Below are 15,255 nucleotides of genomic sequence, written 5' to 3' on the forward strand. Positions count from 1 at the left end.
CCGCCACCGCCAGCGCCACCACCGGGACCGCCACCGCCAGCGCCACCACCAGGACCGCCACCGCCAGCGCCACCACCGGGACCGCCACCGCCAGCGCCACCACCAGGACCGCCACCGCCAGCGCCACCACCGGGACCGCCACCGCCAGCGCCACCACCAGGACCGCCACCGCCAGCGCCACCACCAGGACCGCCACCGCCGGCACCGCCACCCCCAGCGCCACCACCAGGACCGCCACCGCCGGCACCGCCGCCGCCGGGACCGCCACCGCCACCGCCACCGCCGCCAGATCCGTCGCCACCTGCAAAGAGCCAGTTGAGGCCGCTGCTTCCAGTGCCCTTGGACGGCGCGCCAGTACCCGTCCAACGCGGGCCGGTAGCCGCCCCCGATGGCTGCGCCACCCGCGCCGATGGAACAGGGTTCACGCAGGGCGCCTCGCCGTAGGGGTTGTACCTGTCGCAACGGGAGGGAACCACCGGCGATCTGGGCGCAGCGGTCTGGTACTGGGTGCCAGGCGTCGGGCTGGAACGCGGCTCGATCACGCGGCCGGGCGTAGCGGGAACCAACGACGGCTGCGCCACGGCTGGCGAAGCATTGCCCTTGGGAGGGCCGTTCGCGTTGATCTCGTCCGCCTTGTCAGGCGCAGCGACTTTCCTTGGCTCGGTGGCTCTGGGTGCTTCGACAATCCTTGAGCTCTCGCGGCTTCTTGCCGCTCGCTCGCTTCGCGCAAGGCCGACGGCTCCGGACCTGGTTGGCGTGCGCGCCGGCGCGACACGCATGGGTTCTTCCGCGTCAGCCGCTTTCTCCTCGGGTCGCGCGGCTTCGTTCTCGGCAACAGCATCTGCCGGCGGTGGGGCGGGCTGTGCCTCTTGAGTCTGCGGCTGCGCGGGTTCTGTCGTGGCTTGCGCATCCGTCGGCGGCGCGGGTTCGCTCCGGGCTTGCGTCGCGGGCGCCGGTTCGGGCGGAGGCGGCAGCACTGCCGCGGCGCCCGGACTTTCTGGTGGCGTACTCGGCTTCAGGGCGACCGAAGCTGGATCGGAAAGCGGCGGGTTCTGCCTTGCGGGACGGCCGAGATACCAGAGCACGAAAGCGACATGCAGCAGCGCCAGAATGATCAACAGCCACACGATCGAAACGTCGACGCCTGCTGGCACCGGGATTCCCAGAACGCGACGCGGCACCTTGCTCCCACGCCCGGCGCGCACCGGCGGCCATGAATCCACGGACCGGGCCATGCTTTGCTGCGCAGGCGTGCCATGCGTGCGGATCTCTGCCGGTGCATCGCTGTCCGGCAGAAGCTTTGCGGCGCAATGGCGGCAATACCGAGCCGTGTCCCTGTTGAGGGTCTGGCACTGGCTGCAGACGCGGGTCAGGTGCTGCGGCTGAACCGCCGGACCTGGTGCCTCCCAGCCCGTCCAGTTGGGCCGCGCCGGTTCTGCCGATAGTGCTGAATTCACGGCTTGCCGCGGCTCATTCGCTGCGGCGTCGGCCTCGTGAGTCAACGTCGGCGAGTCCGTCGCCGGCTCGCTCATGTCCGATCCAGGTTGGCGGGCCGGCTCGGTCATGGCTTGCAGCTGGTTGCGATCGTCATGCGACGGGCATCGGCGCGGCCGCTGCGGCGCAGCTGACGGTGAACCAGACGCGCCAAGGTCCTGGCGAACTTTTCTGGCCCACGGCCAAGCTAGAGTTCACGGCGGTTCTCCTTGTCCGAGGACTTGGTCCCGGCTAACCGCCGCCGAAGCCGCTGCTCCGCAACGGCGAGCTTGGCGAAAGCCTGGAGGTCTTCGTCCCTGGGCCCGGCTCCGGCGCCACGGACATGCCTTCGGAACGCATCGACGATGCGCAACTGGACTGCTCGCCTCGCACGCGCCGCAGCCGCGAGATCGATGCGTTCTCGTTCTTTCCTGGCGCAGGCTTCCTTGACCGACGAGCTCCGCGGAGCGGGTGTGGGCCGGCACTTGCGCCGTGCGGCCGATCTCTTTTGGCGATTGGCTAACCGTGACATTCTTCTTCTCCGATCAGAGCCGCTGCGTGGGAAACATTCACACGAGTAGTGCGGTTGTCTTACAGCCACGCGCTTCCGTTTGTCAGACGGCGGCTGAAGTTGATGTCCCGTCAGTAGCGCCAGCTCAGGCCGTGGTTGCGGAGCTTGGGCTTGTCTGCCCGCCGCCTGCGGCTCTGGCCGGACGTTTCCTTTGAGCCCGATTCGATGGTTCACCCACTCGAGCTGCCCGCTTCGATGCTGCGGTTGGCCGAGCCGCCGACCTGGCATGCTGATCTCCAAAGAGTTGGAAAAGGGATCGCTACCCGGCAAGCCGCATGCCCTCGAGCCTGGTTCGCGCCAGGGCATGACTGCCTTCCATCGCCTTCCCGAACACCGAGCCTCAATGTGGCAGATGTTGCCGCACTCTTTGCCGCTGCACGCCGTGCGCAGTGAGGCCTTTCGCCCGGCGGCTCCCGAAGCCCCGATCAGGCATCCGGATTGCCCCCTTGGCGCATGGCACAGAGAGACCCCAGATGACCACATTGACCGACGCAGAGCTCGCCATCTTGCTGGCCAGGCTGGACGCCCGCGAGGCTGAACTCCGGGCGGAGGTGAGAGGCGTGAACGAAGAGGCAGAGGAGGCGCCGAGCCGCGCTGCGCGCGACAACGTCGGAGACCTCGGCGACCAGGGCGAGGAGCTCATCCGCGGCGCGGTGCGTCATGCGGAGAAGGAGCGCGACCAGATCGAGCTGCGCCAGATCGCGGAGGCCCGCGAGCGAATGGACCGCGGCACCTACGGAGCCTGCGTGGACTGCGGGGCGGACATTCCTTTTGCGCGGCTGCAAGCGCTGCCCTTCAGCAACCGCTGCGTGAGTTGCCAGGAGGCGTACGAAGCGGCGAATCCGATCGGGGTGCGCATCCCGCCCGCGCTCTAGACGCGCGGTGCCGGTTCACCGCAGGCAAGCCTCGGCGGCATAGCGCCGCATCATCCGGTGACTGTTGAAGTGCCTTTCATCACCTTCGTCCATCCTTTCAGGTCCGTCGGACGCCCGCCCGCGTGGCCGTCCGAACGACATGCCGGACTCGTCGGCAAAAAAGCTTGGGTCCGCGCAGGCGTGTCGAGTTCACGGCCCGCGGGAAGGAGTGGCCGAACGCTTGACGTCTTCAGGTCGTGGCGTGGCTTGCATTCATCGCCTGGCACGCCGACTGGTGCCTGAACAGTCTGCGCATCGCCCGTGCAGCGTCAGATCGTGGCGGCGGACCAGGAAGCCGTCGGGGGCCAAGTCCTCCATGCTTCCAGGGCAGCCGTGAATCGGAAATACGCGGCCGCAGTCATCACAGTGGAAGTGATGATGATGGTGATCGGCCTGGCCATGGTCGGACTCACACGGCGCCTCGTAGCGCGGGGGGTGGCCTGGCAAGTCGACACTCAGAATTTCGCCGCGCTCCAGCAGGCCCTTCAACTGTCGGTAGACCGTCGAGATATTCAGAGTGGGGACCGAGCGCTGCGCAAGCTCGCAGATTTCCTGCGGCGTGAGCGATCGCCCGCTGTCCGACAGCGCGGCCAGCACCGCATCACGTTGGCGAGTTTGGCGTTCCACATGCCGATGGTAGTCGCAAATGCGATTGCATTTGCAATAGAGCGTTTCGTCGCTATGATCCACGCTCTCCGCCATGCGCATCTCTCGTTTTCTCCTCTGGCTGGTCCTTGCGTTCGCGTTCGTCAACGCAGGCGCGACCGCAGCGCATGGTTTCGACACGAGCGCCGGGCATCACGCTTCGACGTCCGGGCATTCCGGACTCGCGGGCAGCGCAAGCGAGCAGAACACTGAGGAAGGTGTTGAGGCCCACTGCCATTGCAGCGGCTGCATGGCACACGCTCAGCAGGTCATGCTGGCCTCCAAGCCGGAACTCCCGGCCAGCCCGCCACCTGCGCGTCTTCAGCGCAATGGCGACGCCGCCGCGCACGTCACTGCAGCCCCCGTTTATCGGGGTGCTTCACCCCGAGGCCCGCCGCAGGGCACCTGACGCCGCCGCACGAGCGGCGCCGCCACCCGGACTCATCGCACTCGCTGGCCCACGCCAGCGAGGCTGCCGCTCGACGACCCTTTTCTCTCTTTCCATGAACTCACCATCCTGGGGGTGCCACGCACCCATGGCTATCGCGTTCGCCATTGCCGCACCCCTGACCATTTCCGCTCAGGCTCAAGCACCCGTGGGCACGCTGAACGAAGTGCGCGTGACCGCCGAAGGCGATCGTGTCGATCTCCAGGGCAAGCGCACGCAGATCACCAACGACAGCACCGGCCTGCCGGCGGGCGTCACTGTCATCACGCCGGAAGAGCTCGGCACGCTCAATATCGGGCGCGACATCTCGAATGTGTTCCGCCGCGTTCCGGGCGTGGTCGCCAACAATATCGATCAAGGCGACACAGGCAACGGCTTTCGCATGCGCGGCTTCGCCACGCAAGGAACGCACGGCGCCGACACCGCGGTCTACGTGGACGGCGTGCCTCAGAACATGCCCTCGAGCCAGGCCGGCGCCGGCCACGGTCCCGCCTTCCTGGAATGGCTGACGCCGGACATGATCGGGCGCATCGACGTGATCAAGGGTCCCATCTCGGCGTTGTACGGCGACCAGAATCGCGCCGGCGCCGTGAGCATCACGACCCAGACGGCGCCTGCATCCTCCAGCGTCGGCGTCTCGCTCGAAAGCTATGGCGGGCGCCGCGGTTCGCTCGTGCTGTCCCACCAGTTCGACGAAGTGCAATCGCTCTTCATCGCCGATGCCTATCGCACCGACAGCTATCGGCGCGATGGCCGTATCGAACGAGACAACGTGTTCTGGAAGCTCTCAACCCAGCTGGGGGAGGGCCTGTACAGCCTTCGGCTGAACCACTACCGCTCGGAGACGAGCGCGCCCGGTTACCTGCTGCTGTCCGATCTGCAGCGCGGCGCCGTGGACCCGAGGTCGACGCAATTCAACCTGCCGGGCTTCGGCAGCGGTGAACGAACGGCGCTGGTCTTCAACCGCACGCCGGCGAACGGCGAGGCGGGCTGGTACGCCACGGCTTACGGCGAAACCTTCGAGCGCGTGCGCGGCACCTCGACGAGCAGCGTGCTGCAAACGGTCGGCGAGGACGACCGGCATTTCTATGGCGGACGGCTGGCACAGAACTTCGTCTTCGGCGACGCGGCCTCGCTTTTTGTGGGCGGCGAGTTGCGACAGGACAAAGGCGATGCGCTGCGCCGCATCTGGCGCAATGGCGTTCCCACCGCCAACTACATCAACAACCAGAAGCTCGATCTGCTGACCTACAGCCTGTTCGCGCAAGGCCAGTACAAGCTGGCCCCGAACCTCAAGCTGCTCGGCGGTGTGCGGCGCGACTGGTTCGACTACGACATCGGCAACCGCAAACTACCCGCTGCCTCGACCACGTACAAGGACGGCGTGACGACCCCGAAGATAGGGGCGGTGTGGAGCGTGACGCCGGCGCTCGACATCTTCGCCAACGTGGCCGAAGGCTTCCGATCGCCGGCCGCGGAGCAGATCAGCAGCAGCGGGGCGACCGGCCCCCTGGGCGCGCGCGGCGGCGCGGTGTTCGATGTCGCGCCCTCGAAGGTCAAATCCTACGACCTTGGCTTCACGGCAATGCCGACGGCATCCTGGAGCGCTTCGGGCGTGGTCTATCACACCCTCAACCAGGACGAGATCGTCGCGCAGCCCGACGGTTCGTTCAAGTCGGTGGGCGAGACCACGCGCAAGGGATTCGAACTCGAGTCGAGGCTCAGGATCGACAGCGCGTGGTCGGTCTACGGCAGCTATGGCCGCGTGCTCGAGGCCCGCGTCAACAACCCCTTGCCCAACACCGGCGAGCGGCTGTCGGTGCCGCGGCACCAGGTCAAGCTGGGCGCCGAATATCGGCAGCGCCTGGGCGAGGGCCGCCTCACCGTCAACGCCGACGCCTATCTGACCTCGGGCAATCCGTACTACGAAGGCACGCCGCAGACGCAGCTGCGGGTGATGCCCACCTACACGCGCTACGACCTCAAGGCGACCTACGACTGGCAGCAGTTCCAGTTCTCGGTGTTCGCGATCTTTCAGCCGCGGCGGTTTGCGAGCGACATCGCCTACGGCACCCCAGCCGGCTTGCTGGTGTCGCCGCAGCCGCGCACACAGGTCGGCGCGTCCGTGCGCTACTTCTTCTGAGGTCGACATGCTTCACGAAGTGCTCTCGGCGCGGGGACTGGTTGTCAGCCTGGGCGGCCGCCGCGCGATCGATGGACTCGACCTGAGTGTGCCGTCCGGCAGCGTTTACGCCCTGCTGGGCGGCAATGGCGCGGGCAAGACAACCACCCTCAACGCTCTCCTGGGCTTTGTGATGCCGACGGCCGGGAGCGTCCACGTCGGCGGCCTCGATCCGGTTCGCGACGCTGCTGCGGCAAGGCGCCTTCTGGCCTACCTGCCGGAGAACGTCGCGCTGTACCCGTATCTGAGCGGCATCGAGAACCTCCAGTACTTCTGCGCGCTCGGCGGCGTGCCGCTGGCCGATGCAGCAGCCACGGCTTTGCTGGACCAGGCCGGCCTGCAGGGGCCGTCGCACGCAGCCCGTGTCGCCACCTACTCGAAGGGGATGCGCCAGAAGGTCGGCCTCGCCATTGCGCATGCCAAACACGCAAAGGCGATGCTGCTCGATGAGCCCACGTCAGGCCTGGACCCTGGCGCGGCCAACGACTTCGCACAGCGCGTGCGCGCAGCGGCTGGAACGGGCATGGCAGTCCTGATGGCCACGCACGACCTGTTCAACGCCAAGCAGGTCGCGGATCGCATCGGCATCATGAGGGAGGGCCGCCTCGTGGCGGAGTTCGACACGCACACGGTCAGCCACGACGACCTGGAACGCGCCTACCTGGCCTACACACGCGCTGCGCAGCCGGAGGCCAACGCATGAGAGCGCGCGCCGTGGTGCAGAAGGAACTGCGTGCGATCGTTCGCGACGGGCGTTTCGTTGTCCTCGCCATCTCGCTGTCGCTGCTGTTGGCCGGTTTGCTGCTCGCTTCGGCCCAGCAGCAGGCCCGGCTTGCGAAAGAAAAGGCGGAGGTCGGCGCGCTGGTGCGGCAGCAATGGGATTCGCAAGGCGACAAGCACCCGCACCGCGGCGCGCACTTCGGTCTTTACGCCTTCCGGCCCGACTCGCCGCTTGCCGTGGTCGACCCCGGGCTCGGTCCCTACCTGGGTCAGGCGCTCTGGCTCGAGCCGCACCGGCGCAATATGACGCGCTTTCGCCCCGCGGCCGACGAGCCGCCGTCGGTACGCTTCGGTGCCCTGACACCCGCATTCGTGCTGCAGGCGCTGCTGCCGCTATTGATCTTTGCCCTGGCCTTCAACGCCGTCAGCTCGGAACGCGAGAGTGGAAGCTTGCGCATGCTGCACAGTGTCGGCTTGCCGCGCGGCGCGCTGCTGGCAGGCAAGCTCGTGGCGCTGCTTGCGGTGGTCTCGCTCGTGCTGCTGACAGCCGTGGGCGTGGGCCTCGCGCTCGTGTCCGCGGGGACGTGGCCTGACGCCGATGCGGTCTGGCGCGCAGTGGTGCTGGCGGCAACCTTCCTGATGTACTGCGGTGTCTTTGCCGCGCTCGGATTGGCGGCGTCCGCGTCGCTTGCCAGCAGCCGGCGCGCGCTGTTCGTCCTGCTGGGCTTGTGGATTGCCTTCGTGTTCGTCGTTCCGCGCCTGGGCGCCGCGGGCGCCCAGTACGTGGCGCCGCTGCCGACGGCCGAGCGCTTCTGGGGCGACATCCAGCGCGACTATGCCGAAGGCTTGCCGGGCGATGGTGCATTGGCCGCGCGGACAGAACGTTTCGACGCGGAGCTCTTGCGCCGGCACGGCGTGCGGCGCCTGGAGGATCTTCCTTTCGGAGCCTATGCGCTGCGCCGGATGGATCGGGACGCGTACGCCGATCGCGTGCATGCCATCCACTTCGACAGCCTGTGGGAGCGCTATGCAAGGCAGGAGAGCGTGGCGCGCATCGCGTCGGCATTCAGCCCGGCAGTGGCCATGCGCGCCGTCTCGATGAAGCTGTCGGGCACCGACCTCGCACATCAGCGGCACTTCGAGGAGGCGGCCGAGCAGTATCGTCGCCGCGTGAACGTCAGGATCGACCAGTGGGATATGGACAACACGCGCGGGCTGACCTCGTTCGACGAGAAATACGCAGGTGACGCGCTGTGGCGCTCGATCGATGCCTTCCATTACCGGGCGCCGGATGTCGTTTTCGCGCTGCGTGCAGCGTTGCCCGACCTAGGCATCCTGCTGGCCTGGGCCGTCGCGGCCTGCGGGCTGCTGGGGCTTGCGGCGCGGAGGTTGCAGCCATGACGAAGCTCTTCCTGCGCGCGGAATGGCGCCGCTTCGTCCGCCAGCGTACCCATCTCTGGGTGCTCGGCGCGTTGGGGGCGCTGCTGTGCATCAGTGCGGTCTGGTCGGGCCTTTCAGCCAGGGAACTGCGTGCGCTGAATGCGCAGCAGATGGCCGTGTGGGAGCAGGCTCGTGCCAAGGCGCGCGAGGCTGCGGCCGCGATCGAAGCCGCGACGCCGCGCGACGATGCAAAGGCCGTGATGACCGCGTTCCAGTTCGCTCGGCTCGGTGCGCCGCCCGCGCATCTGCCTGCGCTCGGTGGGCTTGCCCTCGGGACCGGAACATTCGATCTGCTGAGTCCGACGTCGCGCGTCACGGTCGAGAGCCGGCATACGGACGCTCGCAGGGGCGACCGGATCTCCAACCCGTTGCTCGAAGACCTGGGGCCGCCCGATTTCGCGACGCTGGTCGCGCTGCTGCTGCCACTAGCCGTCCTGGGCCTGTGCTATGGACTGGTGCAGGAAGACCGTGAACAGGGCCGATGGCGGCTCGTGGTCGCGCAATGTGCGCAACCCTGGAGCGTCTTCGCGATCGCGCTCTGCATTCGCGCAACGATGGCATGGGCAGTGGCTGCTGGTGCGTCGCTGATCGGGTTCGCGCTGGACCCAGGCGCCACATTGCACGCCTTGGTGGTCTGGCTGGCGACGCTGGCCGCCTTCGCGGCCTGCTGGACCGCCTTGGCGGGGCTGTTCTGCTTGCTGCCCGTGTCGTCGGGCGCTGCGGCGCTCGGGATGCTCGGTGCCTGGCTGCTCGCCACGTTCGTCGTTCCTGCCGCCCTGGCTGGCGTCGCGGACAGCGAGGTGCCGATGCCTTCGCGACTGGCGGCGATTGCCGAGCTGCGCGCGGCCCAGCAAGAGGCCGAGGTGCACATGGAGGACCACCTGGCCGCCTGGTACGCGGCTCATCCGGCTCATCGGCCGGCCCTGCGCGACAGCCACACGTGGCCTGTCAGTTTCCTGCCCAGGTATCTGGCTCAGGACCGCGAGGTGCGGCCGCTGATGGCTGCCTTCGACGAGACGCGGGCACGCCGCTTCGTCCTGCTCGAGCGATGGTCCTGGCTGTCGCCGAGCTTGGCGCTTGCCACGACCGCCGACCGGCTCGCGGGCATCGACGCGCCGCGCTACGCTCGACATGTGAATGCCGTCAACTCCTACGAAGATGCCTGGCGCGCCTATTTCGTGCCTCGGATCATGAGCTACCGAGGGTTGACCAGGGAGGACTACGACAAGTTGCCCGGGTTCCGGCCTTTGGCTGCACGCGCAGACAGCACGGCATGGCGCGGTGCGATGGCGTTGAGCATCCTCGCCATCGTGCTGTCTGCCGCCGTGGTTCTTGCGCGCGCCGGACTGCAAAGACAGTAGCGCAACCGGGCTCGGCCCTTTGGCTCGACGCCCACCGGGCCGCACGCGCACAGGCGATCAAGGCTGGCTGGGATTCTTCCGGCCGCGCGCGCCGACCCTGGGCAGCAACATGCCGACGTGCTGGCGGTACGCCTGGTAGCGCTGACCGAACTGTGCGATGAGGTCGCGCTCCTCGAACCAGATGCCGATCAGGATGTAGCCGGTGGTGGCCACGGCGAACAGCAGATGGCCCGCCGTCATGGTCGGCGTGGCCCAGAAGGCCAGGATGAAGCCGAGATAGATCGGGTGCCGCACATGGCGGTAGAACAGCGGCGTGCGAAAGTCCGCCGCCGGCAGCGCGTGTCCGCGCAGGTTCGCCCACACCTGCCGCAGGCCGAAGAGCTCGAAGTGGTTGATCAGGAAGGTGCTGATGAGGAGCACAACCCAGCCCAGCCAGAACACGCCTTGCAAGGCGATGCGCGCAACGGGATCGTTCACGCTCCACAGCACCGGCTCGGCGATGGGCCGCCACTGCCACAGCAGCAGGGCGAGCGCCGCGCTCGCTGCCAGCACGAAGGTGCTGCGCTCCACCGATTCCGGGATCAGCCGGGTCCACCAGCGCTTGAAGCCGCGTCGGGCCATGACGCTGTGCTGCACCGCAAAGAGCCCCAGCAGCATGACGTTCACGAGCAGCGCCTCGACGAGCGGCGCACTGGCCCCGCTGTCGATGGTCTTCGGCAGTAGCGGCAGGTTGCCGACGAAGCCGATCGCGTAGACGAAGGTGGCGAGAAAGAAGAGGTACACCACCAGCCCATAGAGTGCGGCGAGGATTGCCATGACGAGTCTCCTGTAGCGATGATTCGAGGACGAGTCGGGCCCGCGTGCCTGCGCGCTGCAGGCACGAAAGGCCTTGGGAGAAAAGATTGGCCCGCTGCGGGCCCGGCGCCGCTGGCGCTACGGCACTTCGCAGCCGTAGGGCTTGCGCGGCTTCATCGTGCCCACCCGCGGTTGTCGAGCACTTGGGCAATGCGCATGGCGGCGCGCGCCGCCCCGTCGGTTTCCACCGGGCGGTAGCGCACAGGTTCGTGCATCGCGGCGAGCGCCCGCCGGGCCAGGGCGTCCGGGTCCAGCGTCGCCGCGTAGTCCATCGAGCGGTCGGCGGCGTAGTTGGCCAGGCGCTGGCGTACGTGCACGCACTGTTCGAAATGGCGCTGGAGCGGAAAGCTCAGGAAGGGGCGGCGTGTCGCCACCAATTCCATCGTCGTCGACAGCCCGCCCTGCACCAGCGCCAGGTCGCAGCAAGCCAGATGCTCGAAGAGGTTGTGCACGTAGGACCGCAGCTCCAGCCCCGGCTGGGGTTCGAACTCGTCGGTGGACAGCCGAGGGCCGGTGACGAGGATCAGGCGCAGTTCCGGCAGTTCGCGTTTCATGCGCGGGAAGGCCTGGGCGATGCGTTGCAGCAGGTGTCGGCCGGTGGATGTGCCGCCCACGGCCGCGATGGCGATCTTCTCGTCGCTGCGGTAGCCATGCCGCGTGCGCAGGCGCTCGGTATCGGCCAGGGTGCGCGGATCGAAAGGCAGGCAGTAGCCGCAGTAGCAGAAGTTGCGATCGGTCCAGTCACGGATGGCCGGCATGCCGGGGCCGAAGGGCTGCTCGGTCACGTCTTCGCGGTTGCCGACGAAGATGGCCGCGTCGCGCAGGTACGGATAGCGCGCCACGTGCTCGATGTCGTCTGCGTTGCGGTCGGCGCACAGCAAGGCTTCGCGCTCATTGCCTTCCTCCATGGGCAGGCAGCCGACGAAGTCGGTGAGAAAGACATACGGCTGGCGCTTGAGTTCCGGGTTCTCGTGATAGTGGTAGTCCACTTCCCACGCCTCGTCGCCGATCACGATGTCGTAGTGCTCGGCCTCGATCAGGTCCACGAAGCTCATGAAGTTGTGGCTCATGACCTCGTCCATGGTGCGCAGCGCGAAGAAGGCCGACAGGTCGTGTTCGCCCGCGACCCGTTCGAAGTGGCGACTCTCGTTGGCCAGGCGCCGGGTAATCGGATGCAGGTGTTCGCCTTCGCGCTCGAGGTAGCTCGCGGCCGGGTCGGTGGTAAACCAGTCGATCGACAGGTCCGGCTGCAGCTTGCGCAGCTCGCGCGCGATGGCCAGGTCGCGCTGCACGTGGCCCAGGCCGATGGGACTGGAGATGAACAGCGCGCGGCGAGGGCGCTTCATGGCGCGCGTCCAGGTGCGCTCGCGCGGCCTGCCGCCGACGAACTCTCGCAACGCGCGGTTGAAGACCACCGGGTCGCGTGCCGCCGTCACATGGCCGCCGCCCCCGATGGTGAGCATTTCCGAGCCCGCCACCAGTGCATGGATCTCCCGGCCCTTGGCGTACGGAATGCGCCCGTCCTCGTCGCCATGGATCACCAGCGTGGGACAGGTCACGCGCCGCGCCAGCTCCCGCACATCGTTGCCCAGCCAGGCCTCGCGGCACCAGGCCAGCCAGTCGGCCCGCGTGGCCCAGGCGTAATGCGCGCCGTCTTCGTACGGCTTGGTCGAGTGCGATTCGCTGAAGATGATGGACATGAACCAGTCGACGTAGGCCGGCCAGTCGCCACGCAGCAACTCGGCTTCCATCGCCACGCGTTGCGCCATCTTCGGGTCCTTGAGCAGCGACTCGGCAAAGCCGCCGGCCGTGACCAGGTGCGTGACGCGATGCGGCTGTTCGGCCGCCAGCCGCAGCACGGTCATGGCCGCGGCCGAGATGCCGACCAGGGCCACGCGTTCGGCGCCCACCGCATCGAGGACGGCGACGAAGTCGCCGTAGAAGTGATCGAAGCTGTAAGCCTCCTGTGCCGCCGGCCGGTCGGAGCGCCCGTTGCCGCGGCCGTCCATCGTGATGACCCGGAAGTGCCGTGACAGGTAGGGCACCGTACCCTTGAGCATCTGGCTGTGCACGATCTGGAACGGCGGTGCGAAGGCGATCCACGGGCCGCTCTCGCCCCAGGTTGCGTACCAGACCTTGACGCCCTCGCGCTCGATGAAGCCCTCTTGTACCGGCTGGACGGTTTCGTATGGCGAGGGGGCCGCATCCGGCACGGCACCGGGCTCGGGCAGGGGACCGGCGATGCTGGCCAGACGCTCCGGCAGCTTGCGATCGGCCGTGCTCATCGCTGGCTCCTGCCGCGCACCACGGGTGCTTGCGAAGTGCGAGCCGCCGCCTTGGCGTCCAGCGATTCGAGCAACCACTGCACGGCGTCCAGCGCCGCGCGGTGCTGGGCCTGATCTTCCTTCACGCCCAGCAGGTCGGCGAATTCCATGCCGAGCCAGAACTCCGAGATCCAGCAGGCGATGACCTCGGGCGTGAACGGGGGCGGCAGCTTCGTGCCGTCGGCCTGCAGTTCGGCAACGGCCTCGCGCACTGCCCCCAGCACGAGCTCCTTCCAGGCCAGCAGGCGCGGCAGGAACTTCTCGCGCAGACCGGGGTTCGACAAGCTGGCCGCCCACAGCTCCGCTTGCAAGCGCACGAATCCCGACTTGAGGTCTTCCTGGTAGAAGCGCCGCGCGCTGGCCCACTTCTGCGCGAACCCATCGTCGCTGGCGTACATCGACGCCTGTCGGGCCAACAGCCGCTGGTTCGCGGCGTCCAACACGTCGATGACCAACTGGTCCTTGCTGCGGAAGTGGTAGTTGATCAGCGCATGGTTGACGCCGGCGTCCTTGGCAATCTCGCGCACGCTCAATGCTGCGTAGCCTTCGGATACCAGGCGCCTGAACGCAGCATCCAGGATGCGCTCCCGCGTGTGCGTTGCGTCACCGTCGTGAAGCTTCGAGGCCACGGATCGTGACCGGGGGGCAGCAGCATCTGGCATCATCGATTCACCGACTGGTTTAAACAGTCGTTCAATACTAGATGGCCGATGGGCAGATGTCAACCGGGTGTCGGCGTTGCTGGCTCCTCAATGCTTGTGGGATTCGTGCGGGCAGCACCTGATCGTCGGCCCGAGGCATCGAGCCGACGGTTGTTCTCGCTGCTGCAATCGCGTTCGTTCAGCCCTGTTCTTCCGCTTCGGGCTTGTCGCCGCTTTCCGGCGCGCGCGAAGGGTCGTCAGGGGCCTTCCGCTCCGGCTTTGCGGTGCCGGATTTGCCCTGCGACTTGTCCTGCATGCCGAGGTCGGACGCCTCGCTCGTCGTGCCGGCGTGACGGCGCTGATCCTTCTCGCTGCCTTGCCGCTTGGGGTCTGGATGTGCCATGGCGTTTGCTCCCGATAAAAACTGGTGGTGCGCCGCGTGTCCATGCTCTGCGCTGGCCGGGGCGGGGACATCGGCTAAGCCTGCATGCTTCGGTAGGACATCCTCCTCGGCGATCAGTGCGTCGGCTTGCGGGAGCTGGTTGTGGCTGACTGCAGCCGCTCGCTCGGCAGGACGCTCATCGCAGGGCGAGAGCGTTCGCAAGCCGTTCCAGCGTGGCAAGCTGCCAATTCGTCTCCTCGACGAACGACTCGGGATCGCAGACTGCGCCGTACCCGCCGTAGCCGTAGACCGCGGCGTACGCGGCGTAGTCTGCCGCCTGAACAGCCCGGCCGGCCAGCGCATTCGCCACCGCATAGCTTGCCGACACGGCTGCGTGACCCACGCCGTCCAACGATCGGGAACCTTGATGCCGATTGGCGAGGGCCGCGGCCTCTGCCGCAGCCTGGTCGAGCGCATCTCGATCCGCCCCGCCCTTGATGTACGCCGCCAGGATGTCGAGGCAGCGCATGACGTGCTCATCCTCGAGCAAGTGACGGACTCGTTCGACGCATTCGCAGGCAAACGCCAATTTCAGCGCCTCGTACTGCGCAGACGATGCATGGGCCTGCAGAGCTGAAGAAACTGCATCGGTCATGACTCGTGGTCTCCCAGAAGATGCAGCACCACCTGGCGACGGTGCGGGCGCAGGCGGTGCTCCCAGACGTAGATGCCCTGCCATGTGCCCAGGGCCAGCCGGCCGTTCAGGACCGGGACGGACAACTGCACCGCGGTGAGCGCGGCGCGGACATGGGCCGGCATGTCGTCCGGGCCTTCATCGCGATGGCGGAACAGCGCATCGCCGTCGGGCACCAGGCGCGCAAGGAAGCGATTCAGATCGGCCTGCACATCGGGATCGGCGTTCTCCTGGATCAGGAGGCTGGCGGAGGTGTGGCGGATGAAGAGGGTGAGGAGGCCGGTCCGGACACGTTGCGCATCGACCCATGCCGTCACCGGGCGCGTGATCTCGACGAGCGCCCGGCCGGGCGTATCGATGTCCAGAGATGTGGTGGACTGCTGGTTCATGGGGGCGAGGATAGGCCGTATGTGAATTGGTGTGTAGGCGCCGCCGAGCGTCCGAGCGATGGTCGTCCGATGGCGGGAGACCCGAGCCGTATCGTCCGAACAACGCCCCCGAACTGCAACGCGAGACTTTCCTCACACCGACACAAAGTTTTCACGCCCAGCAATGCTTCTTTACGTGGGCTTCAGCGACGCTTAAGCATCGACCCAGAGACTGAT

At 67.4% G+C, this 15,255-nt stretch carries 14 protein-coding genes; 6 read left to right on the forward strand and 8 right to left on the reverse strand.

Features of this window, described 5'->3' with window-relative positions; all coding sequences use genetic code 11:
* The coding region (locus ACMGEZ_RS27380; RefSeq protein ID WP_436825431.1) for a hypothetical protein at positions 1-301 on the reverse strand (301 nt) is incomplete at its 3' end.
* A gap of 2,216 nt (positions 302-2,517) precedes the next feature.
* Between ACMGEZ_RS27380 and ACMGEZ_RS27385 the strand changes: the two genes are divergently transcribed.
* Positions 2,518-2,919 carry a TraR/DksA family transcriptional regulator gene (locus tag ACMGEZ_RS27385; RefSeq protein WP_436825432.1) on the forward strand — a complete coding sequence of 134 codons (402 nt, stop codon included), beginning with the start codon at positions 2,518-2,520 and terminating at the stop codon, positions 2,917-2,919.
* A gap of 252 nt (positions 2,920-3,171) precedes the next feature.
* Here the strand turns inward: ACMGEZ_RS27385 and ACMGEZ_RS27390 are convergent, their stop codons facing one another.
* On the reverse strand, positions 3,172-3,666 hold the full coding sequence (locus tag ACMGEZ_RS27390; protein WP_436825433.1) for a Fur family transcriptional regulator: 495 nt from the start codon (positions 3,664-3,666) through the stop codon (positions 3,172-3,174).
* Here ACMGEZ_RS27390 and ACMGEZ_RS27395 point away from each other — a divergent pair.
* From ACMGEZ_RS27395 to ACMGEZ_RS27415, 5 genes are all read left to right on the forward strand, one after another.
* The gene (locus ACMGEZ_RS27395) at positions 3,659-4,012 is read left to right on the forward strand and encodes a hypothetical protein (RefSeq protein WP_436825434.1); all 354 of its coding nucleotides are present in this window, start codon (positions 3,659-3,661) and stop codon (positions 4,010-4,012) included. The two genes, ACMGEZ_RS27390 and ACMGEZ_RS27395, sit on opposite strands and share 8 nt — an antisense overlap.
* Positions 4,013-4,139: 127 nt before the next feature.
* Positions 4,140-6,194, forward strand: a complete 2,055-nt coding sequence (locus ACMGEZ_RS27400) for a TonB-dependent receptor (RefSeq protein ID WP_436825435.1) — start codon at positions 4,140-4,142, stop codon at positions 6,192-6,194.
* A gap of 7 nt (positions 6,195-6,201) precedes the next feature.
* Positions 6,202-6,936, forward strand: coding sequence for an ABC transporter ATP-binding protein (locus tag ACMGEZ_RS27405; RefSeq protein WP_436825436.1), 735 nt, complete (start codon positions 6,202-6,204; stop codon positions 6,934-6,936).
* Positions 6,933-8,354, forward strand: a complete 1,422-nt coding sequence (locus ACMGEZ_RS27410) for a DUF3526 domain-containing protein (RefSeq protein ID WP_436825437.1) — start codon at positions 6,933-6,935, stop codon at positions 8,352-8,354. Before ACMGEZ_RS27405 ends, ACMGEZ_RS27410 begins: the two co-directional genes overlap by 4 nt.
* The gene (locus tag ACMGEZ_RS27415) at positions 8,351-9,754 is read left to right on the forward strand and encodes a DUF3526 domain-containing protein (RefSeq protein WP_436825438.1); all 1,404 of its coding nucleotides are present in this window, start codon (positions 8,351-8,353) and stop codon (positions 9,752-9,754) included. The genes ACMGEZ_RS27410 and ACMGEZ_RS27415 overlap by 4 nt, the downstream gene beginning before the upstream one ends.
* Before the next feature lie 57 nt (positions 9,755-9,811).
* Here the strand turns inward: ACMGEZ_RS27415 and mddA are convergent, their stop codons facing one another.
* From mddA to ACMGEZ_RS27445, 6 genes are all read right to left on the reverse strand, one after another.
* Complete coding sequence (mddA, locus tag ACMGEZ_RS27420) at positions 9,812-10,570, reverse strand: methanethiol S-methyltransferase (RefSeq protein WP_436825439.1); 759 nt, start codon at positions 10,568-10,570, stop codon at positions 9,812-9,814.
* Between the two features lie 152 nt (positions 10,571-10,722).
* Positions 10,723-12,894 (reverse strand): alpha/beta hydrolase, encoded by a 2,172-nt coding sequence (locus tag ACMGEZ_RS27425; protein WP_436825440.1) that lies wholly within the window; start codon positions 12,892-12,894, stop codon positions 10,723-10,725.
* Positions 12,891-13,562: a TetR/AcrR family transcriptional regulator gene (locus tag ACMGEZ_RS27430; protein ID WP_436825441.1), complete on the reverse strand. Its 672-nt coding sequence runs from the start codon at positions 13,560-13,562 to the stop codon at positions 12,891-12,893. The genes ACMGEZ_RS27425 and ACMGEZ_RS27430 overlap by 4 nt, the downstream gene beginning before the upstream one ends.
* A gap of 211 nt (positions 13,563-13,773) precedes the next feature.
* Positions 13,774-14,196 carry a hypothetical protein gene (locus tag ACMGEZ_RS27435; RefSeq protein WP_436825495.1) on the reverse strand — a complete coding sequence of 141 codons (423 nt, stop codon included), beginning with the start codon at positions 14,194-14,196 and terminating at the stop codon, positions 13,774-13,776.
* A complete protein-coding gene (locus ACMGEZ_RS27440) occupies positions 14,153-14,611 on the reverse strand; it encodes a hypothetical protein (protein ID WP_436825442.1) in 459 nt (152 codons plus the stop codon). Before ACMGEZ_RS27440 ends, ACMGEZ_RS27435 begins: the two co-directional genes overlap by 44 nt.
* Entirely contained in the window at positions 14,608-15,039 is a 432-nt protein-coding gene (locus tag ACMGEZ_RS27445; protein ID WP_436825443.1) for a secondary thiamine-phosphate synthase enzyme YjbQ, read from the reverse strand. Before ACMGEZ_RS27445 ends, ACMGEZ_RS27440 begins: the two co-directional genes overlap by 4 nt.
* Positions 15,040-15,255 lie beyond the last annotated feature (216 nt).

The sequence above is a fragment of the Variovorax stachyos genome, from assembly GCF_051400855.1.
In the GTDB taxonomy this organism is placed as follows: Bacteria; Pseudomonadota; Gammaproteobacteria; order Burkholderiales; family Burkholderiaceae_C; genus Variovorax.

Bases quoted from the DNA above. Each gene is read 5' to 3' on its own strand.
- ACMGEZ_RS27395 (WP_436825434.1), top strand. From the start codon at position 3,659: ATGCGCATCTCTCGTTTTCTCCTCTGGCTGGTCCTTGCGTTCGCGTTC.
- ACMGEZ_RS27405 (WP_436825436.1), top strand. From the start codon at position 6,202: ATGCTTCACGAAGTGCTCTCGGCGCGGGGACTGGTTGTCAGCCTGGGC.
- ACMGEZ_RS27440 (WP_436825442.1), bottom strand. From the start codon at position 14,611: ATGACCGATGCAGTTTCTTCAGCTCTGCAGGCCCATGCATCGTCTGCG.
- ACMGEZ_RS27385 (WP_436825432.1), top strand. From the start codon at position 2,518: ATGACCACATTGACCGACGCAGAGCTCGCCATCTTGCTGGCCAGGCTG.
- ACMGEZ_RS27390 (WP_436825433.1), bottom strand. From the start codon at position 3,666: ATGCGCATGGCGGAGAGCGTGGATCATAGCGACGAAACGCTCTATTGC.
- ACMGEZ_RS27410 (WP_436825437.1), top strand. From the start codon at position 6,933: ATGAGAGCGCGCGCCGTGGTGCAGAAGGAACTGCGTGCGATCGTTCGC.
- ACMGEZ_RS27425 (WP_436825440.1), bottom strand. From the start codon at position 12,894: ATGAGCACGGCCGATCGCAAGCTGCCGGAGCGTCTGGCCAGCATCGCC.
- ACMGEZ_RS27415 (WP_436825438.1), top strand. From the start codon at position 8,351: ATGACGAAGCTCTTCCTGCGCGCGGAATGGCGCCGCTTCGTCCGCCAG.
- mddA (WP_436825439.1), bottom strand. From the start codon at position 10,570: ATGGCAATCCTCGCCGCACTCTATGGGCTGGTGGTGTACCTCTTCTTT.
- ACMGEZ_RS27445 (WP_436825443.1), bottom strand. From the start codon at position 15,039: ATGAACCAGCAGTCCACCACATCTCTGGACATCGATACGCCCGGCCGG.
- ACMGEZ_RS27400 (WP_436825435.1), top strand. From the start codon at position 4,140: ATGGCTATCGCGTTCGCCATTGCCGCACCCCTGACCATTTCCGCTCAG.